General features: G+C 38.8%; 23 protein-coding genes and 1 tRNA gene. 16 read left to right on the plus strand and 8 right to left on the minus strand.

What is annotated here, in order from left to right; genetic code table 11:
- Window positions 1–158: 158 nt before the first annotated feature.
- On the plus strand, window positions 159–1,169 hold the full coding sequence (locus tag GSQ84_RS11970) for a LacI family DNA-binding transcriptional regulator (RefSeq protein WP_158797502.1): 1,011 nt from the start codon (window positions 159–161) through the stop codon (window positions 1,167–1,169).
- On the opposite strand, the gene kduD is transcribed toward GSQ84_RS11970, so the two are convergent.
- Window positions 1,170–1,940 carry a 2-dehydro-3-deoxy-D-gluconate 5-dehydrogenase KduD gene (gene kduD, locus GSQ84_RS11975; RefSeq protein ID WP_158797503.1) on the minus strand — a complete coding sequence of 257 codons (771 nt, stop codon included), beginning with the start codon at window positions 1,938–1,940 and terminating at the stop codon, window positions 1,170–1,172.
- A 9-nt stretch (window positions 1,941–1,949) separates the two neighbouring features.
- Window positions 1,950–2,792: a 5-dehydro-4-deoxy-D-glucuronate isomerase gene (gene kduI, locus GSQ84_RS11980; protein WP_158797504.1), complete on the minus strand. Its 843-nt coding sequence runs from the start codon at window positions 2,790–2,792 to the stop codon at window positions 1,950–1,952.
- A gap of 305 nt (window positions 2,793–3,097) precedes the next feature.
- Between kduI and GSQ84_RS11985 the strand changes: the two genes are divergently transcribed.
- Entirely contained in the window at window positions 3,098–3,511 is a 414-nt protein-coding gene (locus tag GSQ84_RS11985) for an Rrf2 family transcriptional regulator (RefSeq protein ID WP_158797505.1), read from the plus strand.
- Between the two features lie 45 nt (window positions 3,512–3,556).
- On the plus strand, window positions 3,557–4,210 hold the full coding sequence (locus tag GSQ84_RS11990; RefSeq protein ID WP_158797506.1) for an NAD(P)-dependent oxidoreductase: 654 nt from the start codon (window positions 3,557–3,559) through the stop codon (window positions 4,208–4,210).
- A 38-nt stretch (window positions 4,211–4,248) separates the two neighbouring features.
- Here the strand turns inward: GSQ84_RS11990 and GSQ84_RS11995 are convergent, their stop codons facing one another.
- From GSQ84_RS11995 to GSQ84_RS12005, 3 genes are all read right to left on the minus strand, one after another.
- Entirely contained in the window at window positions 4,249–4,833 is a 585-nt protein-coding gene (locus tag GSQ84_RS11995) for a pentapeptide repeat-containing protein (protein ID WP_158797507.1), read from the minus strand.
- Window positions 4,830–5,420: a hypothetical protein gene (locus GSQ84_RS12000; protein ID WP_158797508.1), complete on the minus strand. Its 591-nt coding sequence runs from the start codon at window positions 5,418–5,420 to the stop codon at window positions 4,830–4,832. Before GSQ84_RS12000 ends, GSQ84_RS11995 begins: the two co-directional genes overlap by 4 nt.
- Window positions 5,421–5,516: 96 nt before the next feature.
- Window positions 5,517–6,155, minus strand: a complete 639-nt coding sequence (locus GSQ84_RS12005) for an alpha/beta hydrolase (RefSeq protein WP_158797509.1) — start codon at window positions 6,153–6,155, stop codon at window positions 5,517–5,519.
- Between the two features lie 196 nt (window positions 6,156–6,351).
- On the opposite strand from GSQ84_RS12005, the gene GSQ84_RS12010 reads away from it, so the two are divergent.
- Window positions 6,352–6,425: transfer RNA gene (locus GSQ84_RS12010), tRNA-Asp, on the plus strand.
- A 247-nt stretch (window positions 6,426–6,672) separates the two neighbouring features.
- Complete coding sequence (locus GSQ84_RS12015) at window positions 6,673–7,890, plus strand: site-specific integrase (RefSeq protein ID WP_158797510.1); 1,218 nt, start codon at window positions 6,673–6,675, stop codon at window positions 7,888–7,890.
- 107 nt (window positions 7,891–7,997) lie between these two features.
- Here GSQ84_RS12015 and GSQ84_RS12020 read toward each other — a convergent pair whose 3' ends face one another.
- Window positions 7,998–8,261: a helix-turn-helix domain-containing protein gene (locus GSQ84_RS12020; protein WP_158797511.1), complete on the minus strand. Its 264-nt coding sequence runs from the start codon at window positions 8,259–8,261 to the stop codon at window positions 7,998–8,000.
- 361 nt (window positions 8,262–8,622) lie between these two features.
- Here GSQ84_RS12020 and GSQ84_RS12025 point away from each other — a divergent pair, with 361 nt between their 5' ends.
- The 5 genes from GSQ84_RS12025 to GSQ84_RS12045 are packed head-to-tail and all read left to right on the plus strand — an operon-like array spanning window position 8,623 to window position 12,260.
- Window positions 8,623–9,519, plus strand: coding sequence for a HEPN domain-containing protein (locus tag GSQ84_RS12025; protein ID WP_158797512.1), 897 nt, complete (start codon window positions 8,623–8,625; stop codon window positions 9,517–9,519).
- Window positions 9,512–10,813: a hypothetical protein gene (locus GSQ84_RS12030; protein WP_158797513.1), complete on the plus strand. Its 1,302-nt coding sequence runs from the start codon at window positions 9,512–9,514 to the stop codon at window positions 10,811–10,813. Before GSQ84_RS12025 ends, GSQ84_RS12030 begins: the two co-directional genes overlap by 8 nt.
- Window positions 10,814–10,817: 4 nt before the next feature.
- On the plus strand, window positions 10,818–11,102 hold the full coding sequence (locus tag GSQ84_RS12035) for a hypothetical protein (RefSeq protein ID WP_158797514.1): 285 nt from the start codon (window positions 10,818–10,820) through the stop codon (window positions 11,100–11,102).
- A gap of 14 nt (window positions 11,103–11,116) precedes the next feature.
- Window positions 11,117–11,872, plus strand: a complete 756-nt coding sequence (locus GSQ84_RS12040) for a hypothetical protein (protein WP_158797515.1) — start codon at window positions 11,117–11,119, stop codon at window positions 11,870–11,872.
- A gap of 10 nt (window positions 11,873–11,882) precedes the next feature.
- Window positions 11,883–12,260 carry a hypothetical protein gene (locus GSQ84_RS12045; protein WP_158797516.1) on the plus strand — a complete coding sequence of 126 codons (378 nt, stop codon included), beginning with the start codon at window positions 11,883–11,885 and terminating at the stop codon, window positions 12,258–12,260.
- A gap of 16 nt (window positions 12,261–12,276) precedes the next feature.
- Here the strand turns inward: GSQ84_RS12045 and GSQ84_RS12050 are convergent, their stop codons facing one another.
- On the minus strand, window positions 12,277–12,996 hold the full coding sequence (locus tag GSQ84_RS12050) for a hypothetical protein (protein ID WP_158797517.1): 720 nt from the start codon (window positions 12,994–12,996) through the stop codon (window positions 12,277–12,279).
- Between the two features lie 251 nt (window positions 12,997–13,247).
- On the opposite strand from GSQ84_RS12050, the gene GSQ84_RS12055 reads away from it, so the two are divergent.
- From GSQ84_RS12055 to GSQ84_RS12080, 6 genes are all read left to right on the plus strand, one after another.
- Entirely contained in the window at window positions 13,248–13,565 is a 318-nt protein-coding gene (locus GSQ84_RS12055; protein ID WP_254070845.1) for a helix-turn-helix domain-containing protein, read from the plus strand.
- A complete protein-coding gene (locus GSQ84_RS12060) occupies window positions 13,562–13,849 on the plus strand; it encodes a hypothetical protein (protein WP_158797518.1) in 288 nt (95 codons plus the stop codon). The genes GSQ84_RS12055 and GSQ84_RS12060 overlap by 4 nt, the downstream gene beginning before the upstream one ends.
- Window positions 13,850–14,023: 174 nt before the next feature.
- Entirely contained in the window at window positions 14,024–14,437 is a 414-nt protein-coding gene (gene mobC / locus GSQ84_RS12065; RefSeq protein WP_158797519.1) for a MobC family plasmid mobilization relaxosome protein, read from the plus strand.
- Window positions 14,427–15,377 (plus strand): relaxase/mobilization nuclease domain-containing protein, encoded by a 951-nt coding sequence (locus GSQ84_RS12070; RefSeq protein WP_158797520.1) that lies wholly within the window; start codon window positions 14,427–14,429, stop codon window positions 15,375–15,377. The genes mobC and GSQ84_RS12070 overlap by 11 nt, the downstream gene beginning before the upstream one ends.
- Window positions 15,378–15,395: 18 nt before the next feature.
- Window positions 15,396–15,998 carry a hypothetical protein gene (locus tag GSQ84_RS12075; RefSeq protein ID WP_158797521.1) on the plus strand — a complete coding sequence of 201 codons (603 nt, stop codon included), beginning with the start codon at window positions 15,396–15,398 and terminating at the stop codon, window positions 15,996–15,998.
- Between the two features lie 216 nt (window positions 15,999–16,214).
- Window positions 16,215–16,943, plus strand: a complete 729-nt coding sequence (locus GSQ84_RS12080) for a hypothetical protein (RefSeq protein WP_158797522.1) — start codon at window positions 16,215–16,217, stop codon at window positions 16,941–16,943.
- Between the two features lie 20 nt (window positions 16,944–16,963).
- Here GSQ84_RS12080 and GSQ84_RS12085 read toward each other — a convergent pair whose 3' ends face one another.
- The gene (locus GSQ84_RS12085) at window positions 16,964–17,869 is read right to left on the minus strand and encodes a hypothetical protein (RefSeq protein WP_158797523.1); all 906 of its coding nucleotides are present in this window, start codon (window positions 17,867–17,869) and stop codon (window positions 16,964–16,966) included.
- Between the last annotated feature and the right edge of the window lie 123 nt (window positions 17,870–17,992).

A 17,992-nucleotide genomic window follows, 5' to 3' on the forward strand; every position in this document is an offset into this window, starting at 1 on the left:
AAGTCTACAAAGTTTTAAATTCCGATCCCTTAAAAATCTAAAAAATAACTGTGCAATCGTTCCCGAAACGATTTAGGTTTACCGCAATTCAATTTATTTCGTTAAACTTGTAAAGGGTCATCTACCGGCTTAACCAAGTATTTTACGTCTTAACCAAAATGTTCGAAAGTTCAACTATAAAAGATATCGCCAGGGCCCTGGGTCTTTCTACCTCAACCGTTTCGAGGGCTTTACGCGACAGTTATGAAATCAGTGCCGGTACAAAAAAACTGGTTACAGATTACGCCAGAAAGGTTCATTACCGTCCAAATCCAAATGCGCTAAGCCTGAAAGAAAGAAAAAGCAAGTCTATTGGTATAGTGGTGAGCGAAGTGGCCAACCATTATTTTTCACAGGCTATCAATGGTATCGAGTCCATTGCTAATAGCCGGGGATATACGGTTATCATTACGCAGACCCATGAATCCCTGGAAAGGGAGATCGCCAATGTCCAGCACCTCGCCGCCCGGTCGGTAGATGGTTTATTAATTTCCTTATCAGCAGAAACCGAAACCACCAGCCACCTGGAAGAACTTCATGATAGAGGGCTTCCCATTGTTTTTTTTGACCGTATCCCGGAACAGATCAACACTCATAAAATTACTGCCGATAATGCCAAAGGTGCCTTTGATGCCACTACACACCTGATCCGCTGCGGCCATAAACGGATTGCCCACATCTCCAGTTCCGCACATTTGTCGATCAGTAAAGAGAGACTGGATGGTTACACCAAAGCATTAACAGAAAATGGTTTATCAGTTGATCATCAATATATTAAAAACTGTCCTCATGGAGGTATGATACAGGAAGAACTGGAATCTGTCTTTCAGGAATTAATGGAACTGGAGGTTCTGCCGGAGGCTATATTTGTAGCGGGCGACCGTTTAACCATAGGCTGTATGCATGTATTAAAAAAGCTGAATTTGCTAAACCCGACAAGTATCGCCATTGCCGGGTTTAGTAATTCTGATGTTCTTGATTTATTTAATCCGTCGCTTACTTCTGTATTTCAGCCTGCTTTTGATATGGGGCAGCTGGCCACCATCAAGTTGCTGGAACTGATTGAAGCAAAATATCCGGTGACTGAATTTGAAAGGAAAGTGCTGAACACCCAATTGTTTATCAGATAACTATCTTGCCATCCAGCCGCCATCCACCGTAAGCAATGTACCATGGACATAGTCGGACGCTTTAGAACTTAAAAATACAACCGGGCCTTTAAAATCATCAGGAATACCCCATTTACCAGCAGGGATGCGTTCCAGTATAGAGCGACTGCGGTTTTCATCAGCCCTCAAGGCTGTAGTATTATCTGTGGAAATATAACCGGGAACAATTGCATTTACATTTACCCCTTTCGCAGCCCATTCATTGGAGAAAGCCTTGGTTAACTGCGCTACGGCACCTTTACTGGCTGCATAACCGGGAACGTTAATTCCTCCCTGAAAAGAAAGCAAAGAAGCTGTAAATATGATTTTGCCTCCTCCATTGGCGATCATTCTTCTGCCTATTTCCCTGGTCAGGATAAAAGGCGCCGTCTGGTTTACCGCAATCACTTCATCCCAATATTCATCAGAATGTTCTGCAGCAGGCTGACGGAGAATTGTACCTGCATTGTTGATCAGGATATCGATTTGCCGGTGTTTTTCTGTTACCTTCGCAATAAAGCTTTTCAAGGCTGTACGGCTTCCGAAATCACATTGGTAGGCAAAAAAATCTTTTCCTAAAGCCTTCACTTCATTTTCCACCTCACTTCCGGAAGTTTCCAAGCTGGCAGAAACCCCAATGATATCTGCTCCGGCTTCAGCAAGGGCAACAGCCATCGCTTTGCCAATACCCCGTTTACAGCCGGTAACCAAAGCCATTTTTCCTTTTAAATCAAATGAATCTAATACTGACATATTATATGGTTACTTTAAGTCGTTAATTGCACAATGGTCCATATCGCCATAATCTAAATTTTCTCCCGCCATTCCCCAGATAAAAGTATAATTACTGGTTCCTGCTCCAGAATGTACAGACCAGTTGGGAGAAATCACGGCTTCTTCGTTCTGCATCCAGATATGCCGGGTTTCCTGCGGCTGTCCCATAAAATGGCAGACACTTTGTTTTTCGGGTACTTCAAAGTAAAAGTAAGCTTCCATCCTTCTATCATGCGTATGTGCCGGCATCGTATTCCATATGCTGCCAGTTTTCAATTCCGTCATGCCCATTTGCAGCTGGCAGGTTTCCACCACACTATTTACGATCAGCTTATTGATCACCCGGTGGTTGGCTGTTTCCAGTGATCCTAGTTCTACAATATCGGCTTCTGCTTTCGTTACTTTTTTTGTAGGAAATTTGTGGTGTGCGGGTGCCGAATTGATATATAGCTTAGCCGGAGCGGCTGGATCTACGGATTCAAAGTATACTTCAGCAGTTTCTCTCCCAATATATAAAGCCTCTTTATAGGCTAACCTGTACTGTTCCCCATCTGCAGTGACAATCGCTTCTCCCCCAACATTGATCAGCCCAATCTCCCTGCGGTGAAGGAAGTACGGTGCTTTTAAAGCATCTGGGTTAGGGAGGCTCAATTTGCCATTTACAGGCATCGCCCCGCCAACAATATAACGGTCAAAATAAGACAGGGTAAGATTTACTTGATGGGGTTCAAATACTGAACTGATTAAAAAATTGCTGCGCAGCGCAGTGGTATCCATTCCCTTTGCTTCGGCAGGACTAATTGCATAACGGCTCTCAAAACGGTTTTCCATACTATAAATATATGTTTAGGCAGAATCTCTTTTCTACCGGGGTAATCAACGGGGCATTAAATGGCGACAATTGTAAAGCCGCTGCCAGATTACGAATAGTACACTGCTGATTTTTATTCATAGAATAGGTTATACCCGGTTTTCGAATTTATGCAAACGAATTCATAAATCAAAAGCTAAATCGTAACATCATATACTATAGCGCATTATAAATAAATTTCTTCGGTTTTACATTCATCAGACATTAATAGATGTTACAACACAACATTACCATTATATTTGTACTGTAACAAATAGAATTACAGATGAACAATGCTAAATTTGCTACTGCCCTACATATTTTGTCTTTGCTGGATTATAGCAAGGACGAACAGTTATCCTCAGAATACATTGCCTCCAGCATCAACCTGAACGCTGCGCTGGTACGCAAAGAAATCAGTAACCTGAAAAAACTAGGCTTTATTTCCAGCAGAGAAGGCAATGGCGGCGGGTATTCACTGACAAGGGCTTCATCAGGCATTTTGTTATCAGAAATTTATTTTGCGGTGAGGCAGGCTCCCCTGCTTGGTCGTACGAACTCCCCTAACCCGGCATGTACAGTGGGGAGACAGATTAATACCCATCTGGATAATTTATATGCTGCAGCAGAATTATCATTAACAGATAAACTAAAGCAGCAGACACTGGCAGATTTCACTAAAAACTTCGACCCTGCATAATAAACCCATTAAAAATCAATTATATCCACACAAAAATTAAATCATATGAATATAGCATTAATCGGCGCCTCAGGATTTGTAGGTTCAGCCATTCTAACAGAAGCCTTAAACAGAGGCCACCAGGTTACAGCAATTGTAAGAAACCCTGAAAACATTGCCGTTCACCACGAGCATCTGATCATTGTTAAGGCAGACGCAATGGATGCTGCGCAAATCACCAAAGCTGTTGAAGGTAAAGACGCAGTGATCAGTGCCTACAACCCAGGATGGAGCAACCCTGATATTTACAACGAATTTTTAAAGGGCTCTAAGTCTATACAGGATGGCGTAAAAGCAGCCGGTGTTAAAAGATATATTGTTATCGGCGGCGCTGGAAGTTTAGAAGTTGCACCAGGCGTACAGGCTGTGGATGATCCTGAATTTCCGGCAGCGATCAAACCGGGAGCTACAGCAGCCAGGGATTACCAGAATTACATCAAAGAAGAAAAAGATCTGGACTGGACATTTTTTAGTCCCGCTTTTGAAATGCACCAGGGAACTTCAGGAGTTCGTCAAGGACATTACCGTACAGGTTTAGACAATCCGGTTTTTAATGAAGAAGGAAGAAGCGTATTGTCTGTTGAAGATCTGGCTTTAGTCATCATAGATGAACTGGAGAACCCAAAACATATCAAACAGCGTTTTACTGCTGCTTATTAATAGAAATAAAGGTTCAGCGGTAAGCTGAACTTTTATTTTTAATCTACTATTTTTATTCCGAGGCTATCCAGGAATGAAATTGCCGCAGGTAACTGAAAGGTTGCCCCTTTTATCTTGTTACCGGCCGGATCAATATGATAATTCTGTGCAGCGGTAAAATTTGCCAGTCGCAGGTCGGTATCAGAAAAAGTAGACCCCATAAAGTCTGTTCCGCTCAGATCTCCATTTCCCATATTAGCGCCCGTAAAATCTACCTCCCAGGCAATGCATTTTTGTAATTTTACTTTTTTCAGGTTCTTTCCAAAAAAGCTGGAATAGCTAAGGATAGATCCTTTTGCCTGAATAGAGAATGGATTTAGTGTGTCATACCACAATACGCCAATGGCCTTACAGTTGATCAGCACACAATCAGAAAAATAAGTATCCTTAAATTTGATCAGGGAAAGATCTGTTTCCTCAAAAGTACATTTAGTAAATGTACAATCGTCAAACAGGCAACCCTTAAGAGTAGATTTATAAAAAACGCAGTTGTCAAAATAACGGCCAACCAAATGTTTTTCTTCGTAATTTATACTTTCGAAGCGTTTGTTATAATGGCTGATGGGCTCGTCTGCATTACTCAAAACCGGAATCCTCCCTGAAAGGTGATCCCATGAGGATTAATATCCAGGTCATTACGACTATTATTGTATCCTTTAAAACCAGCAGAAACAAATGGAGCGAAATGTTTAGAAACAGCATATCTCAATCCGAAGCCACCATAAGCATAAAAGCCGCGGTCTGTTACATGGTCTACCGGGTTAGGATAAGGAATGGCGTCCGTACCCTGATCATACTTCATAAAAGTATAACCTAAAGCAATTTCTACATAAGGCTCAAACTTGGAATGAGAGGTAAAATCATAACTTAAATTTGCAAATACAGGCAGCAGTTTCATATTACTGAGCACTAATCCATTATCATGATGCTGCTGATCTGTTGCATAAGAAATGCCGATACCCGGTTTAAAATGTCCGCCAAAGTTTCTTGTGATCATCACAGCCGGGCCATTAAAAAAATCGCGGTGTGTAGATCGTAAAAGTTGATAGGCTGCTGAGAATGTAAAAAGGGGAATACTATCCGCTTTAGTTGTTTTTTCCTGCGCCAAAGCCGAAAATGAGAAGCTATACCCCACCAGGAGCATAATGCTTAAGGTTTTTATCCATTGCATGTTGGCCGCAAATCTAATACATTTTAAAATGCAGCGAAATATAATAGCCAATTAAATTGTCTCTCAAAGACCATATTAATTTCCACATCGGTTTCATTAATTATTTACTGTATCCTTAAAAAAAATATCATTCGCCAGATCAATCTCTTCATTTGTAATGGTATGCTGCTTTCCAGGATAAGCGACTACATGGATCCTTGCATTCATTTTTTCCATGATAGCTGCGCTTTCTTTTACCCTTTTCAAAGGCACATGAAAATCAGGATCGCTGGTGGTGATTAATATGGTTGTTTGCCCGAAGTCGCCTTTGTAATTTTCCATTTGCAAGTCCTTCCCAATCAGGCCGCCTGTAAATGCAATAATGCCTGCATATTTCCTTGCATTTCGGGTTACATATTCCAGGCTTAAACAAGCTCCCTGAGAAAACCCAAGAAAATAGATCTTGTCTGCCGGAATCCCTGCACTAATAATATCTTTTACCAAACCATCGATCAGCTCCACCGCAGAATCCAGCGCAGGCTGATTTAATTCTACCGGTTCAATGAAACTTGTAGGGTACCAGCTGTGTTTTGAGGCCTGAGGTGCAAATATAGCAACATCTTCAATTTGCAGATATTGAGCCAAAGGCACCATGCTTTCTGCCGAAGCACCACGGCCATGGATCATAATCATTGCGCTTTTGGCTTTTTCTAGAGCAACTCCTGCTGTAACGATATGTTTTGAATGCGTATACATATGAATTTCATTAAGTAGCAGCAAATTTAGATGATCCATTACTTAATCATCTTATCCTATCGTAAGAAAGTAATTAAAATCAAGGATTGAGCTGATAACAGATTTTAAGGTGTATCTAAAGAAAAAATAAAATTAATGCGAATAGATTTGCATTTGAATATTTGTTTTCTATCTTTGCAGCCCCGCAAGGGAGAACGGACCGGTAGTTCAGCTGGTTAGAATGCCGCCCTGTCACGGCGGAGGTCGCGGGTTCGAGTCCCGTCCGGTCCGCATAATAAGTAGCAAAACATTCAAAAAGCCTTTAATCGTATGATTAGAGGCTTTTTTGATTTAGTGATCCACCGAAATATTCAAGTTTTCTCATATAAACAGTGAGTCATTCAGTGAGTCACGGCAAGCAAACGCATGACTCACTGAAAAGCTTATAATTTAATGATTATCAGCTAGTTCTGAAAATGAACAACTTGACTGGCAGTATCTGCAATGCTAATTTTGTTTAACTCTAATCTCAAAGAAGATGAAAAACACTTTTAGCCTGCTCTTCTATTTGAAGAAGCCAAGAAATTATGTTTCCGGTGCTATGCCTATTTACATGCGTATTACTGTAGATGGAGTCCATAAAGAACTTTCCTCTGGAAAACATTGCGAACCGAACCAATGGAATACGAAAGCGGGCCGTTTAGATGGGAAGAAGGAAGATGCCCGAACAATTAACCGTCATTTGAAAGCGATTGAGGATAAAGTAGATCAGGCGCACACAGAACTGTTTAAAGCAGATCAGGAAATAACGGCTGAATCCCTTAAAAATAAATACTTAGGTGTTGAGGAAGAACCGCATACCCTACTGTTAGCTTTTCAAGAGCATAACGAGAAAGTAGAAGCACTTTTGGGTAATGGCTTCAAAAAAGGAACACTTACCAAGTACAATACTACGTTAAAGCATACCAAATCATTCATTTTGGATAAGTTCAAAGTCTCTGATATGGCGGTAACTAAAATTGACAATTACTTTATCACTGAATTTGATTTTTATCTGAGAAGTAAATGTAATTGTGCCAATAACGCGGCAGTAAAGCATATTAAAAATCTTGGTAAGGTAATACGTATCTGTTTAGCGAATCGTTGGATGACCCATGACCCGTTTTTAAACCACAGGAACAAGGTAACTAAGGTCGTTAGGGTAATCTTATCCCCTTCTGAGTTAAAGAGCATCTACAGCAAGGAATTTACTATAGAGCGTTTACGGGTAGTAAGGGACACTTTTCTTTTTTGCTGTTATACCGGGTTAAGTTTTATAGACGTGCAGGAGCTTACTAAATCAGAAATAAGAAAAGGAGTTGATGGTTATTCCTGGATTTTAAAGAACCGGCATAAAACAAGTGTAGCCACTCATATACCATTGTTACCTGTTGCAGAGGAAATAATAGAGCGGTATGCTACGCACCCGCAGTGTGAACATGGTAACCGGGTTTTACCTGTTTTCAGTAACCAGAAAATGAATGCCTATTTAAAAGAAATAGCTGATTTATGTGAGATCACAAAGCATCTAACTTTTCATATCGCAAGGCACACATTCGCTACTACGGTCACTTTAAGCAATGGTATCCCTATTGAAAGTGTCAGTAAGATGCTAGGGCATACTGATATTAGAACAACGCAGATTTATGCGAAAATATTGGATACCAAAGTTGGTGCAGATATGGCAATGATAAAGAATAAGTATTCAGTAGCTTAATTTTCAGCACTACACAATATCTTCCTGTTATGAGCGTCTTTATATGGAGAGCGTTAATTTAGATAAAGCGGAATGGTCGATCGATCATTCCGCTTTTTTATTGAGCTTTAGCCCAATTTCACATACTCTTCATTGAAAAATTCGCTTAAAGTTATATTAAAGCAATTCAAAATAGTTACTAAAGTGCCAATAGTAAGATTAGTACTTCCGGCCTCGTATTTTCCATATTGAGAGCGGTTTAAATTATGATCATAGGAAAACTTGTCGGGATTTGTATATCCTTTAGCTTTACGCAGATGTTTAATTCTCTGCCCAATCTTCTTTAATTCCTTTTCATTAATCAGTAAACTTTGATCATTCTTTTGCATCATGGAATAAAGTAAAAGAAAACCCTTTTTTAAATACACTCCATAAAAAGAGTATTATTATTTGGAGTATTACCATATTCTTTTTATCTTAGAGTAAGATTTAATTATTCACCTACAGTAAAATAATTATTCGACATAAAGAGTCTTGCGGTTGCATATCTGAAGCCGTAACGCAGGACAGCAGAGTAAACCCAGCCTATTGTAAATATGCTATATTTGCGTATTGAAATAGGTGCGGGACTGCTGTACACTCGTGTTACGTAAGGCTTCAGAAACTTTTATGCAACCACGAGATGCAGTTCCGCACCTTTTTTGCGCAATCTCCAAGACTCATTTATAGTGTAACCAACTAAAATGAGAATATATGGAACCGCACATTCTTTCATCAGCAGACCAACAGGCAAATTATTTTAAATCATTTGTCCAGTGCCTGGTTAATCAATTTCAGCCCTTACAGCTTTTCTGCTTTTCCAAAACAAGTGTTCTAACGGAAACCAACGGTTGTTTTAAAGATCAGGAAAACGCCCACCGTTGTAACTATTGTTTGCTGATGGTGACTGAATCCAATACCCGTATTGACCATGAGGTGCAGGATTTCACCAACTTTCATTATCAGCACGGCACTATTTCTATTCTCTGTCACGGTCAGGAGTCCATTTTAGAAGCGATCAAAGCGAATAACAGGTTTTTCATGACTGTTTATACTCACGCACAGCTATTATATAGCCATGATGGCATGAGCAACTTCGATTTTACCGGAAAGTTTATTCCTTCACAATCCGCAAAGAAAGCGCAGAAACATTTTGATCACCGTATGCCACTGGCAGAAGGTTTTTTAAGGGGTGCAGGCGAATGCCTTACTATGCAGGATTTTAATATTTCCACTTTCATGCTCCATCAAGTCGTGGAGCAATGCTGTATCCTGCTCATTAGAGTACATCTTTCCTACCGTTCCGAAATTCATAATTTACTGCGCATGTTGCGTTTATGTGGTGCTTTTTCCGAAAGGCCAATCAAAACGTTTTTGTCAGGAAGTACAGAAGATGAAAGACTCTTTAACCTGCTGATGAAAAGCTATTCCGGTTCACGTTACGGAAATGGTTTCTCAGTAGCAGGGCACGATGCTCAATGCCTATATGATCGTATAACTTTTTTTGTCACGCTAACCAAAGAAATGTGCCTTGCCAAAATTGAAGAACTAGCGCATGAAGCCCTATTGTATCAGGAACTTAAAGAAGGAAGCGAGGTGAAAGTTGGTTAAGGAAACGACAAGCCCCGGAAAATATCATTATTATACCTTACCACTGGAAAAAGGTACAGTTACACTTACCCTTAAAACCCTAAACAAACATTCTGAATTTAGATTTTCAGAACGTCCTTATCTGGTCATCTGCAGAAGAACAATTTCGTTCCAGAATGAGGTATTAATTTTAGGCATCCGTTTGGGAGAGGAAAAAGAAGAACGTGTTTATATCAGGTTATTGCAAACTGAATTAAGAATCAGTTGCAGTGTAGATACAGATCATACCCATCTAAGCCGTTACGCTTACTTTGCCTTGTATCAATTTGTGTCATTTGGCTCCTTTAATTTTGATAAATATTACTGGCCGGACTTTTTCAGTCCAAAAACAGGGAAAAGCAAATACCTCAATATTATTATTGACAGAGCGGGAACAGATATTAAAAGAAAATCTAAATATGCCTTTTTTTACAAACCCGGTCAAAAACTGATTTATCCTTTTAAGCATACGAAGGCAATTGCACCGCCTGTATCAGAATCACAAACCGACCACATTAACTTATTAAACCGCCATGCCATAGGTTACTGCTTTGCAGATACCAGTTTAGGAGCAAGATATTCCAATCATTTCCCCTTTCTACTTCCCTATACGGGTATCTGGAAACAGAAGAAAGATGGCATTAAGGGTTTTCACAGCTTCATTATAACTTCTAGCGATATACTTTCTTATGATTATACCCCTTTGCAGGATAAAATCAATGCCCTTGGTCAGGAAATGGCAATCCTTGCACCTATCCAAATGCTTGAATATAAAAGCAGTGAGAAAGAGAAGCAAGCGCATATAAGGGATAATCTAAAAAAGCTAAAGCTAGTCTACACATTGTGGCAGAAGGCAATTCCATTGTTGCAGGGTCAGCCACTTACGCATTTCCTGTTTACGCATGGCATGCGTTTTATCAAAAAGAAGCCACGAAAACAGGATATGCACCCCTGTATCTTTTCTGGCGAAACCCCACAGCTTTGTTTCTTACTGGTCAATAAAGGAGATTACTATGAACTGGAAATGAGGTTTAAAGTCAATGGTAAAATGTATGTGCCTAATGAATGTAACCCGACTTTCTTTATTCATTCCACAACTGAACCTTACCTTTTTTACCTGTTGGACTCCATTACAGATTATCGGGTGACCTCTTTTTTTGCCAGACATTACTTTAAATTATCCGTGTTAAAATGCCACTATCAGCCATATTTTAAAAAATTTACTGATCGGTTAGCCACTGTTTACGAATTGAAAGCTAAAGAAATTGAGAATTAAAGCCATGAAAACGAAAAAGATCATCAAAAAACTGAATTATCAGCCAACCAGATTACAAGAACATCAATTGAAAAATCCTTTGAAAGTAATGCGTTATTTTTTCTACGACTTTCCTATCCATGAGACACGGGATAATTTATCGGAACTCTATAAAGGATGGGTATACAATTCTGCACCGTATGCGGATGAAAAGATCACTACTGATATGCTATGCTTTTTTACCCAGTTCAATGAATTTTTAGATGCCTGCTATGTTTTCACGGAAACGAATCAACCCAAAGATGAATAGATCGACCATTTATCATGAAACGAATCAACCCTAACCTCATTATAGTCCCATTAGAATTTAAAATCGCCTGTACCATTTATAAACTTGACATGGCTCAGGTCTTACAGATTTTGATTGACCATGTTACGCTATATGATACGATCTGTCAGAAGTATAATGAAGGCTTTTCAGAAGCAAGCAGAATGATTGTCTGGTATGTTAGATCAAAGGGAAAGATCCGTGTGAATAGCAGAGCCATGAGGAAGTGCAAGCAACTGTTCTGGGACAATCTCAGACATATTGAAATCCTTGCCCGTAAAAAGAAAAGAGGATGGAAAACGGCCACTAAGCGCAGTTATACCCGTTGTTTTGTTGAAACGATATTCCGGTCAATGGAACGGCTACATACCCCTTCTGATCTGGTATACCTCGATGAATTTTCCACTTTAAAGCTGAGCAAGGATTTTTGCGTCCTTTGTGAAATACACAACTGTTATCCTAAAGAGTATCTGGAATATTTTATGGGGCAAATCTCACTGGCCGATGCCCATGCCCGCAAGGGGTTAAAAATGCCACCTGATAATGCCACTTTTATGTTTTTTCAAAACATTGCCAACGGCTTTGGAAGGGACGCATCCGGTTTACTTGATCTGAGTGACTTTGAAATAGATTTTTATGAAAAAATGGATGAGATACGTCTGGCGCTATATATTGTACGTGATCTGGAAGAAAGGACTGCCATCCTTGGAAATCATTACTTATCACATTATCAAAGTATGAACCCACAATAAACCTGTACCTATGAAAATCACAATTGATATTACCCTGCCAGAAGATTTTTATACCCTGCTCAGTATCTACCAGATTAAACCGGATGTTTTTGTACAATACTTAGCCAATCAAATTTCTTTCCCTGTTTTTTACAGTCATCCCACAGGTAGTAACCGATGGGCAACTTACTTCTTCCTTGACTTTTTAGAGTCAGAGGAATCTGAATATGAGGTGAACGAGGAACTGGAAGCAAAATACCTCAAAGTCTTTAAGCGGGCAATCGGTTATAATTTTGACCAGACCACTGATGAATTTACCAAATCTGAACAGGCCGGAAGGGAAATCATGAACCAATGGCTCAAAGCTGTTTTGGCAGAACGGACAAGGTATATTACCGATAACTTATAAGTTCGGATGAGCAGGGTCAAACAGTGTAGAATTTATCGATACCTTCCTGATAGGCTATATTAGAAACTTGCACCATAACGTCTGCAAATGGCATTTTTGGATAGTACAGCTTGATGTATTCCATCATCGATTTCATTGTAGCAGGTATCGCAAATTCCATAACGGTCAGTATCTCCATTGGCCATCTTTTAGTTTGTTTCATAAAGCCGTATACAGGAAGGTAAGGCGTTGAATACGCAAAAGAGTGGTCTATTAATCTTTCATAGAGGGGTTTCTCCACAACTTTTTTCAAGTCACGGACAATGTTATAAGCAACCACATTTTTTGCACCTAATTTAACAATATCGGCTATGTATGGCAAGCCTTCATCCCAAAAGAAGGTATGCAGGTATTTAATGAACCCTGCTTCCATCAGATCACATAAATCCCTGCTGTAATACGCATAAGCTCTTTTAAACAGGTCAAGTGAAAAATCTTCCTTGTGTTTATCCATAATAAAATTGATAACCTCATTTTCTCTTTCAATGATTTCTTCTATAGATGGGGCTTTAGTGCCTACCCCCGGCACTTCCAGAAAATACTTCGGTTTGCTGAATAATTCAAAGTAATAGCTTTTAAAATAAATGGGTTTTCTTTCAAAAGTAACCTGCACATATAAGGGATAAGTCAGCCGATCATGAAATTGAACCTGTTTCAGTCTTTCATTAAAGTATGTTTTATAGCCGATTTTATTCATTTTTTTAAACATTTTTTTTGATACGTTTTGCTTGTCTTTGGCACCATCTGTATGGATAAAAACAGGAAAGCCCGATCAAAACACCTTAACCCCTATCATTTTAAAATCCCGCCTTTAAAAGTAGCGCAATTCAAAGATAATAAAAAGTTATGATATATTATATATTGCCATAACAATCCTGTACTTTTGTATAGTGGGTATTAAAAACCCTCAATATCAAATATTTAAAAATAACGGTATCCTGTTATTTTATGGGTACCCTTTTATTCACTTCTAAAGAAAAAGGTATGACGTTGAACGAATTGATCACTAAAGAAGACCTCCAGGAATTTAAAGGCGAGTTATTGAAAGACATTAAACTATTGCTTAGCCCTGGAATGGGCGAAAGCAAAAAATGGTTTAAAAGTTCAGAGGTGAGGAAGATGCTTGGTATCTCTCCGGGTACCTTGCAGAACCTGCGGGTGAATGGTACGCTACGCTATACCAAAGTCGGGGGAACCATGTTTTACAAAATCGAAGACATTCAAAAAATGTTGGAGAAAAACCAATCGGAAGGGGGTGAATCATGAACTACCTTCCGACCGTATTTTTAAGAAAAGCGGCTGATGATGTGCGCCTCTTGCCTTCCCACCTGAGTCTGGTGATGGCTATTTTTTATTTCCGGGATGATAATACACCGGGTGCACCAACACGCATCAGTCGCAGTAAGCTGATGCGCTTTTCCCGCATCCGGTCTATCGTTACCTATCACAAATGTTTAAAGGAACTGATCAGTTTCGGGTACATCAATTATGTGCCTTCTTACCATCCTACAAATGCCAGTTTAATCTGGCTGTTAAATGAAACGGAGTAATCCGGTACTGCTTAAATAAGAGGATTATAGAAAGTTTATGGAAGTCAATTATAGGAAGTCTGGCGACTTTCTATAATCCCCTTGCCTATAAGAATTGAGGGAGCAAGTGTGTGTTTTTGTTACACAAAAACCTGTCCGGGGGAAGACCCGGACAGAACTTGCTTTGTGCTCCCGATGGTCGCAAAAAGTGAAGAAAGAAAGGAAGGAAACAAAATGGAAACCGTAAGAAAATATGACAGGTTACACAACTCAAAAGGCGGTCGTCCTTTAAAAGCAGTGAAAAGGGAAAATGATATTCGGGTCAGGCTAACGCAAACCGAACATTTTTTGATCAGTGAAAAAGCGAAAAAAGCAGGGATGACCATTAGTGAATGGTTTAGGCGTTCAGCAGTAAAAGGTAAAGTTTTAGTAAGGGTCAGCACGGAAGATTTGAAGGTCTTGCGAACACTGTCAGGGATGGCTAACAACTTAAACCAATTGACCAAGTTAGCCCACCAACAGGGATTTCTGGTTGTTCAGCGCAAATGCCGGGAACTCCTTTCTGATATTGATGATACTTTAAAAAAACTGAGCAGGGATGATTGGTAAGGTAGTGATCGGGAAAAGCTTTGGCGGGTGCGTGAGGTATGTTGTACAGAAACAGGATGCACAGGTATTGTATGGTGAAGGGTTACGGATAGAGAATACCGATACCATGACACACGACTTGAATATGCAAAGAAAAATTAATCCTGCATTGGGAAGAGCAGTCGGCCATATCTCTCTGAATTGGAGTCCAAACGATAAAGACAAATTGACCCCCGAAATTATGCTTGCCACCGCCCTGGAATATCTGGCTAAAATGAAGATTAAAGATACACAGGTTTTAATCGTTCAGCACAAAGACCGAAACCACCCGCACCTGCATATTATCTATAACAGGGTCAACAACGAGGGTAAAACCGTATCAGACCAATATCAGTACAAAAGGAATTTACAGGTCTGTAAGGAATTGACGGTGAGTCAGGGTTTTCATCTGGCTACAGGAAAGGCGCAGGTAAACCGGGAACAGCTAAAAGGCGCAGATAAAACTAAATACCAGTTGTACGATATGATCTGTAAGGCAATCCCTACGGCTAAGAATTGGGAACAGTTTGAAAAGATACTGGCAAAGGACAATGTCTCTATGCAATTTAAGTACAAAGGCACGACAGATCAGGTCCAGGGGGTATCTTTTGGTTTAAACGGACAGACCTTTAAAGGTTCAGAGATTGACCGCTCCTTCAGTTTCGGTAAATTGGATGCAAGGTTAAATCTTGGACAGCAGATCAGCACAGAAGTATCAAGAGGTAAGCATTACGAAAAAGGAGAAATAAACAGAGCTGTTTATACTCCTAATCATGACGGGAACCAAACTTCAGTGGTATCCTCGATACTAAAGGAGTTATTGACCCCCGGTTATGTTGCTCCCGATTATGGGGCACCAATTCCGAGAAAAAAGAAAAAGAAGAAAAAAGGCAGGTATCCTGAGGTGGTTATAAGCCGATAAACAATTAATCGATTAATTATGGAAAATGCAGAAGAAAAAATGGAGGCAATGGAACAGGCAATTGACAGCTTTATTCCTAAAATGCAGGAAATGCAAACTGCCATAGCCGAACAGGCAAAAGTGAAAACCCCGGACTTTAAAGAGGATTTTGATAAAATCATTCAATTCAGTCAGAAAACTAGTGACGTTATAAATAAGAATCTAACACATTTTAAGGAATCCGTTAATGTCCTGATCGACGTGATACAGTCTATACCCAAACAGGAGCCCATACTGCATCATCACCACTTTGATATCAAATCAAAATTTTTTGTCATCAGTTTTGTCATTATGCTTTTAACCGTTGCAGTATCAACAGGCTTAGCGGTCAGTTTTGGTATTGGGTATAGGGAACGTTACCATGAGGCAACATCCTATTCTATTGTCAGAGCTTTTTATCCAGAAGTTGCCAAGTACGTGGATAATGCCTACAGCGCCAATGCAGAAGAGATCATCCGGGAAGCCGAAATAAGGATTGAAGAACAAAAGACCTTATCCTCTGAGAATTATGAAAAGACGATTGATAAACGAGATACGAAACGGGTTAAAGATCAGATGAAGAGCAAAAGAAAAAAGAAATAGAGTCAGCCCCTCCCGCATTTGCGGCCTGCGAAACCCGAAGGGGTTTCGCTTTGGCTTTTACGGAAAAAGCACATTCTATTACCTATTTTTATGGTAATGTTAAATCAGTGGTTTTAAACTAAATTTCGTGCAAATTGCTTTAAGACAGGTTAAATAATCTAAAAATATCATTGACTTAAAAAAAGAATCTTAGTTTTATAAATCTATACTTTATTTATGAGTGAAAATCACACTTTTGTCCTGCAGCAAGTTATTGATGACCTTCTTAATTGTAACAATTCCCTTGAATCACCTTTATTAAAGCTGAATTATTTTGCCAGACTAATTAAAAATGAAGAATTAATACAATATACTAACTTAGAGATCAATGGATATAAAGGAACTGAGCTTCCTTCTTATCGAAAAACTGTTGCTACTCTGAATGTCAAACTTCAAGCTTGGCACAATTTCCATGTTAAAGAATTGCCAATATCCATGTTAGATAAGCCTCTAATTGAAAAATTAAGTTTCTTTGACATCCATGACGGGATAAAAGTTTTGGAAAATACAGCCTTAAAAGCCCATAAGAACGAATCACCGTTATTAATTTCAGAATTACCTATGGAATTACTTGCATTTTTGCAACCTGCGGCGGCCAAACTTTATAAAACTGATGTGGAATTACAGGTTATTAGTGCTTGGATATCTGCTAACTCTAATATAATCATACAAATACTAAGTACCGTTAGATCAAAATTGCTAGCGTTTACTATGGAGATTGCAGATCATTTTGGTTATAATATTGAGATTTCTTCCTTCAAAAAACAAGAAATATCAAATAATAACACAATAAATAATTTCATCAGAACGGAAATTATTAATAACGGAAATGGCAATATCAATAATACAGGTGATGATACAAACTTAGTGGCCGAAATAACTTTAAAATCTGGTAAAAAGGAATAATACTCTAGTCTTAATATAAATTATGATCCATAATATGCCTTGAGTGCTTCCGCTAATAAAGTACCGGCTGCTCCTATCCCAATCTTCCAAGTACTATCTAAAGATTTAGCTAACATTTTTTGAAACCAACTATTTACTTTAACTCCAAAACCATTTTCAGTAGGTTCCTCTGTATCGATAACGCTCATAAGTTCCGTTACATCTTCTTTTACAACCCCATTTTCTTGCAACGTTTTCTCTAATAAATCCTTGTTACCTTTTGTGATACTAATAGTAGCACTTATTTTAGTGTTATCTCCGGAATTTATAATATTCCCATCACCATTGTTATTTATTGTACTATTCATAATATTATTAATTACTGATTGTTTGGCTTTTAAATCCTGAATCTCCGTCACATGACCAAACTTATTTTCAAGCTCTAGCATGAAATCTAATAATTTCGAACGCACATTTGAAATTATGTCAGTTAAAAATGAAGCAGGCATTTCTAAATTTACACTTAATATTTGAAAATAAAAGTTGCCTTGAGATTGTATAGATTTTTCCAAAAATAATTTCGCATGTGCATTGACGCTTATCTTTATTCCTTTTTGAGTAATGAATCTTTCAACTGATGAAATACTTTCCTTCAACTCAATTGCAGTAAGAGTTTCCACCTCAGTTTTACTTAAATGTGCCACGGGAATTGTTGTATTGGTAACTTTCATCTTTCCATTCAAATAATTACCCATTAACATACCATAAGTCTTCCTATAATCAGGTAAAACATGCTCATTTTCATAGCCGTTTAATTCTCCATTCACCCAATTTATGAGATTTTCGCTACCTATTCTGGATGCTAGAACTTTTGTTTTTAGTAGTGGACTAGATATTGGTTTATCAAAGTCCATTAACTCATTTATAATGTCACTAATTAACTTCATACAAATTATCTGATTAAATGATGGTTATTTTAATTTAAAAAATTAATCATAGCAAGTTACATTCTTTTTTATCTTGCGGCTCCAGTATCTGCAATGCTCATCTTGTTTAACTTTAATCTTGAA

It is taken from the genome of Pedobacter sp. L105 (genome assembly GCF_009765875.1).
Lineage (GTDB): Bacteria > Bacteroidota > Bacteroidia > Sphingobacteriales > Sphingobacteriaceae > Pedobacter.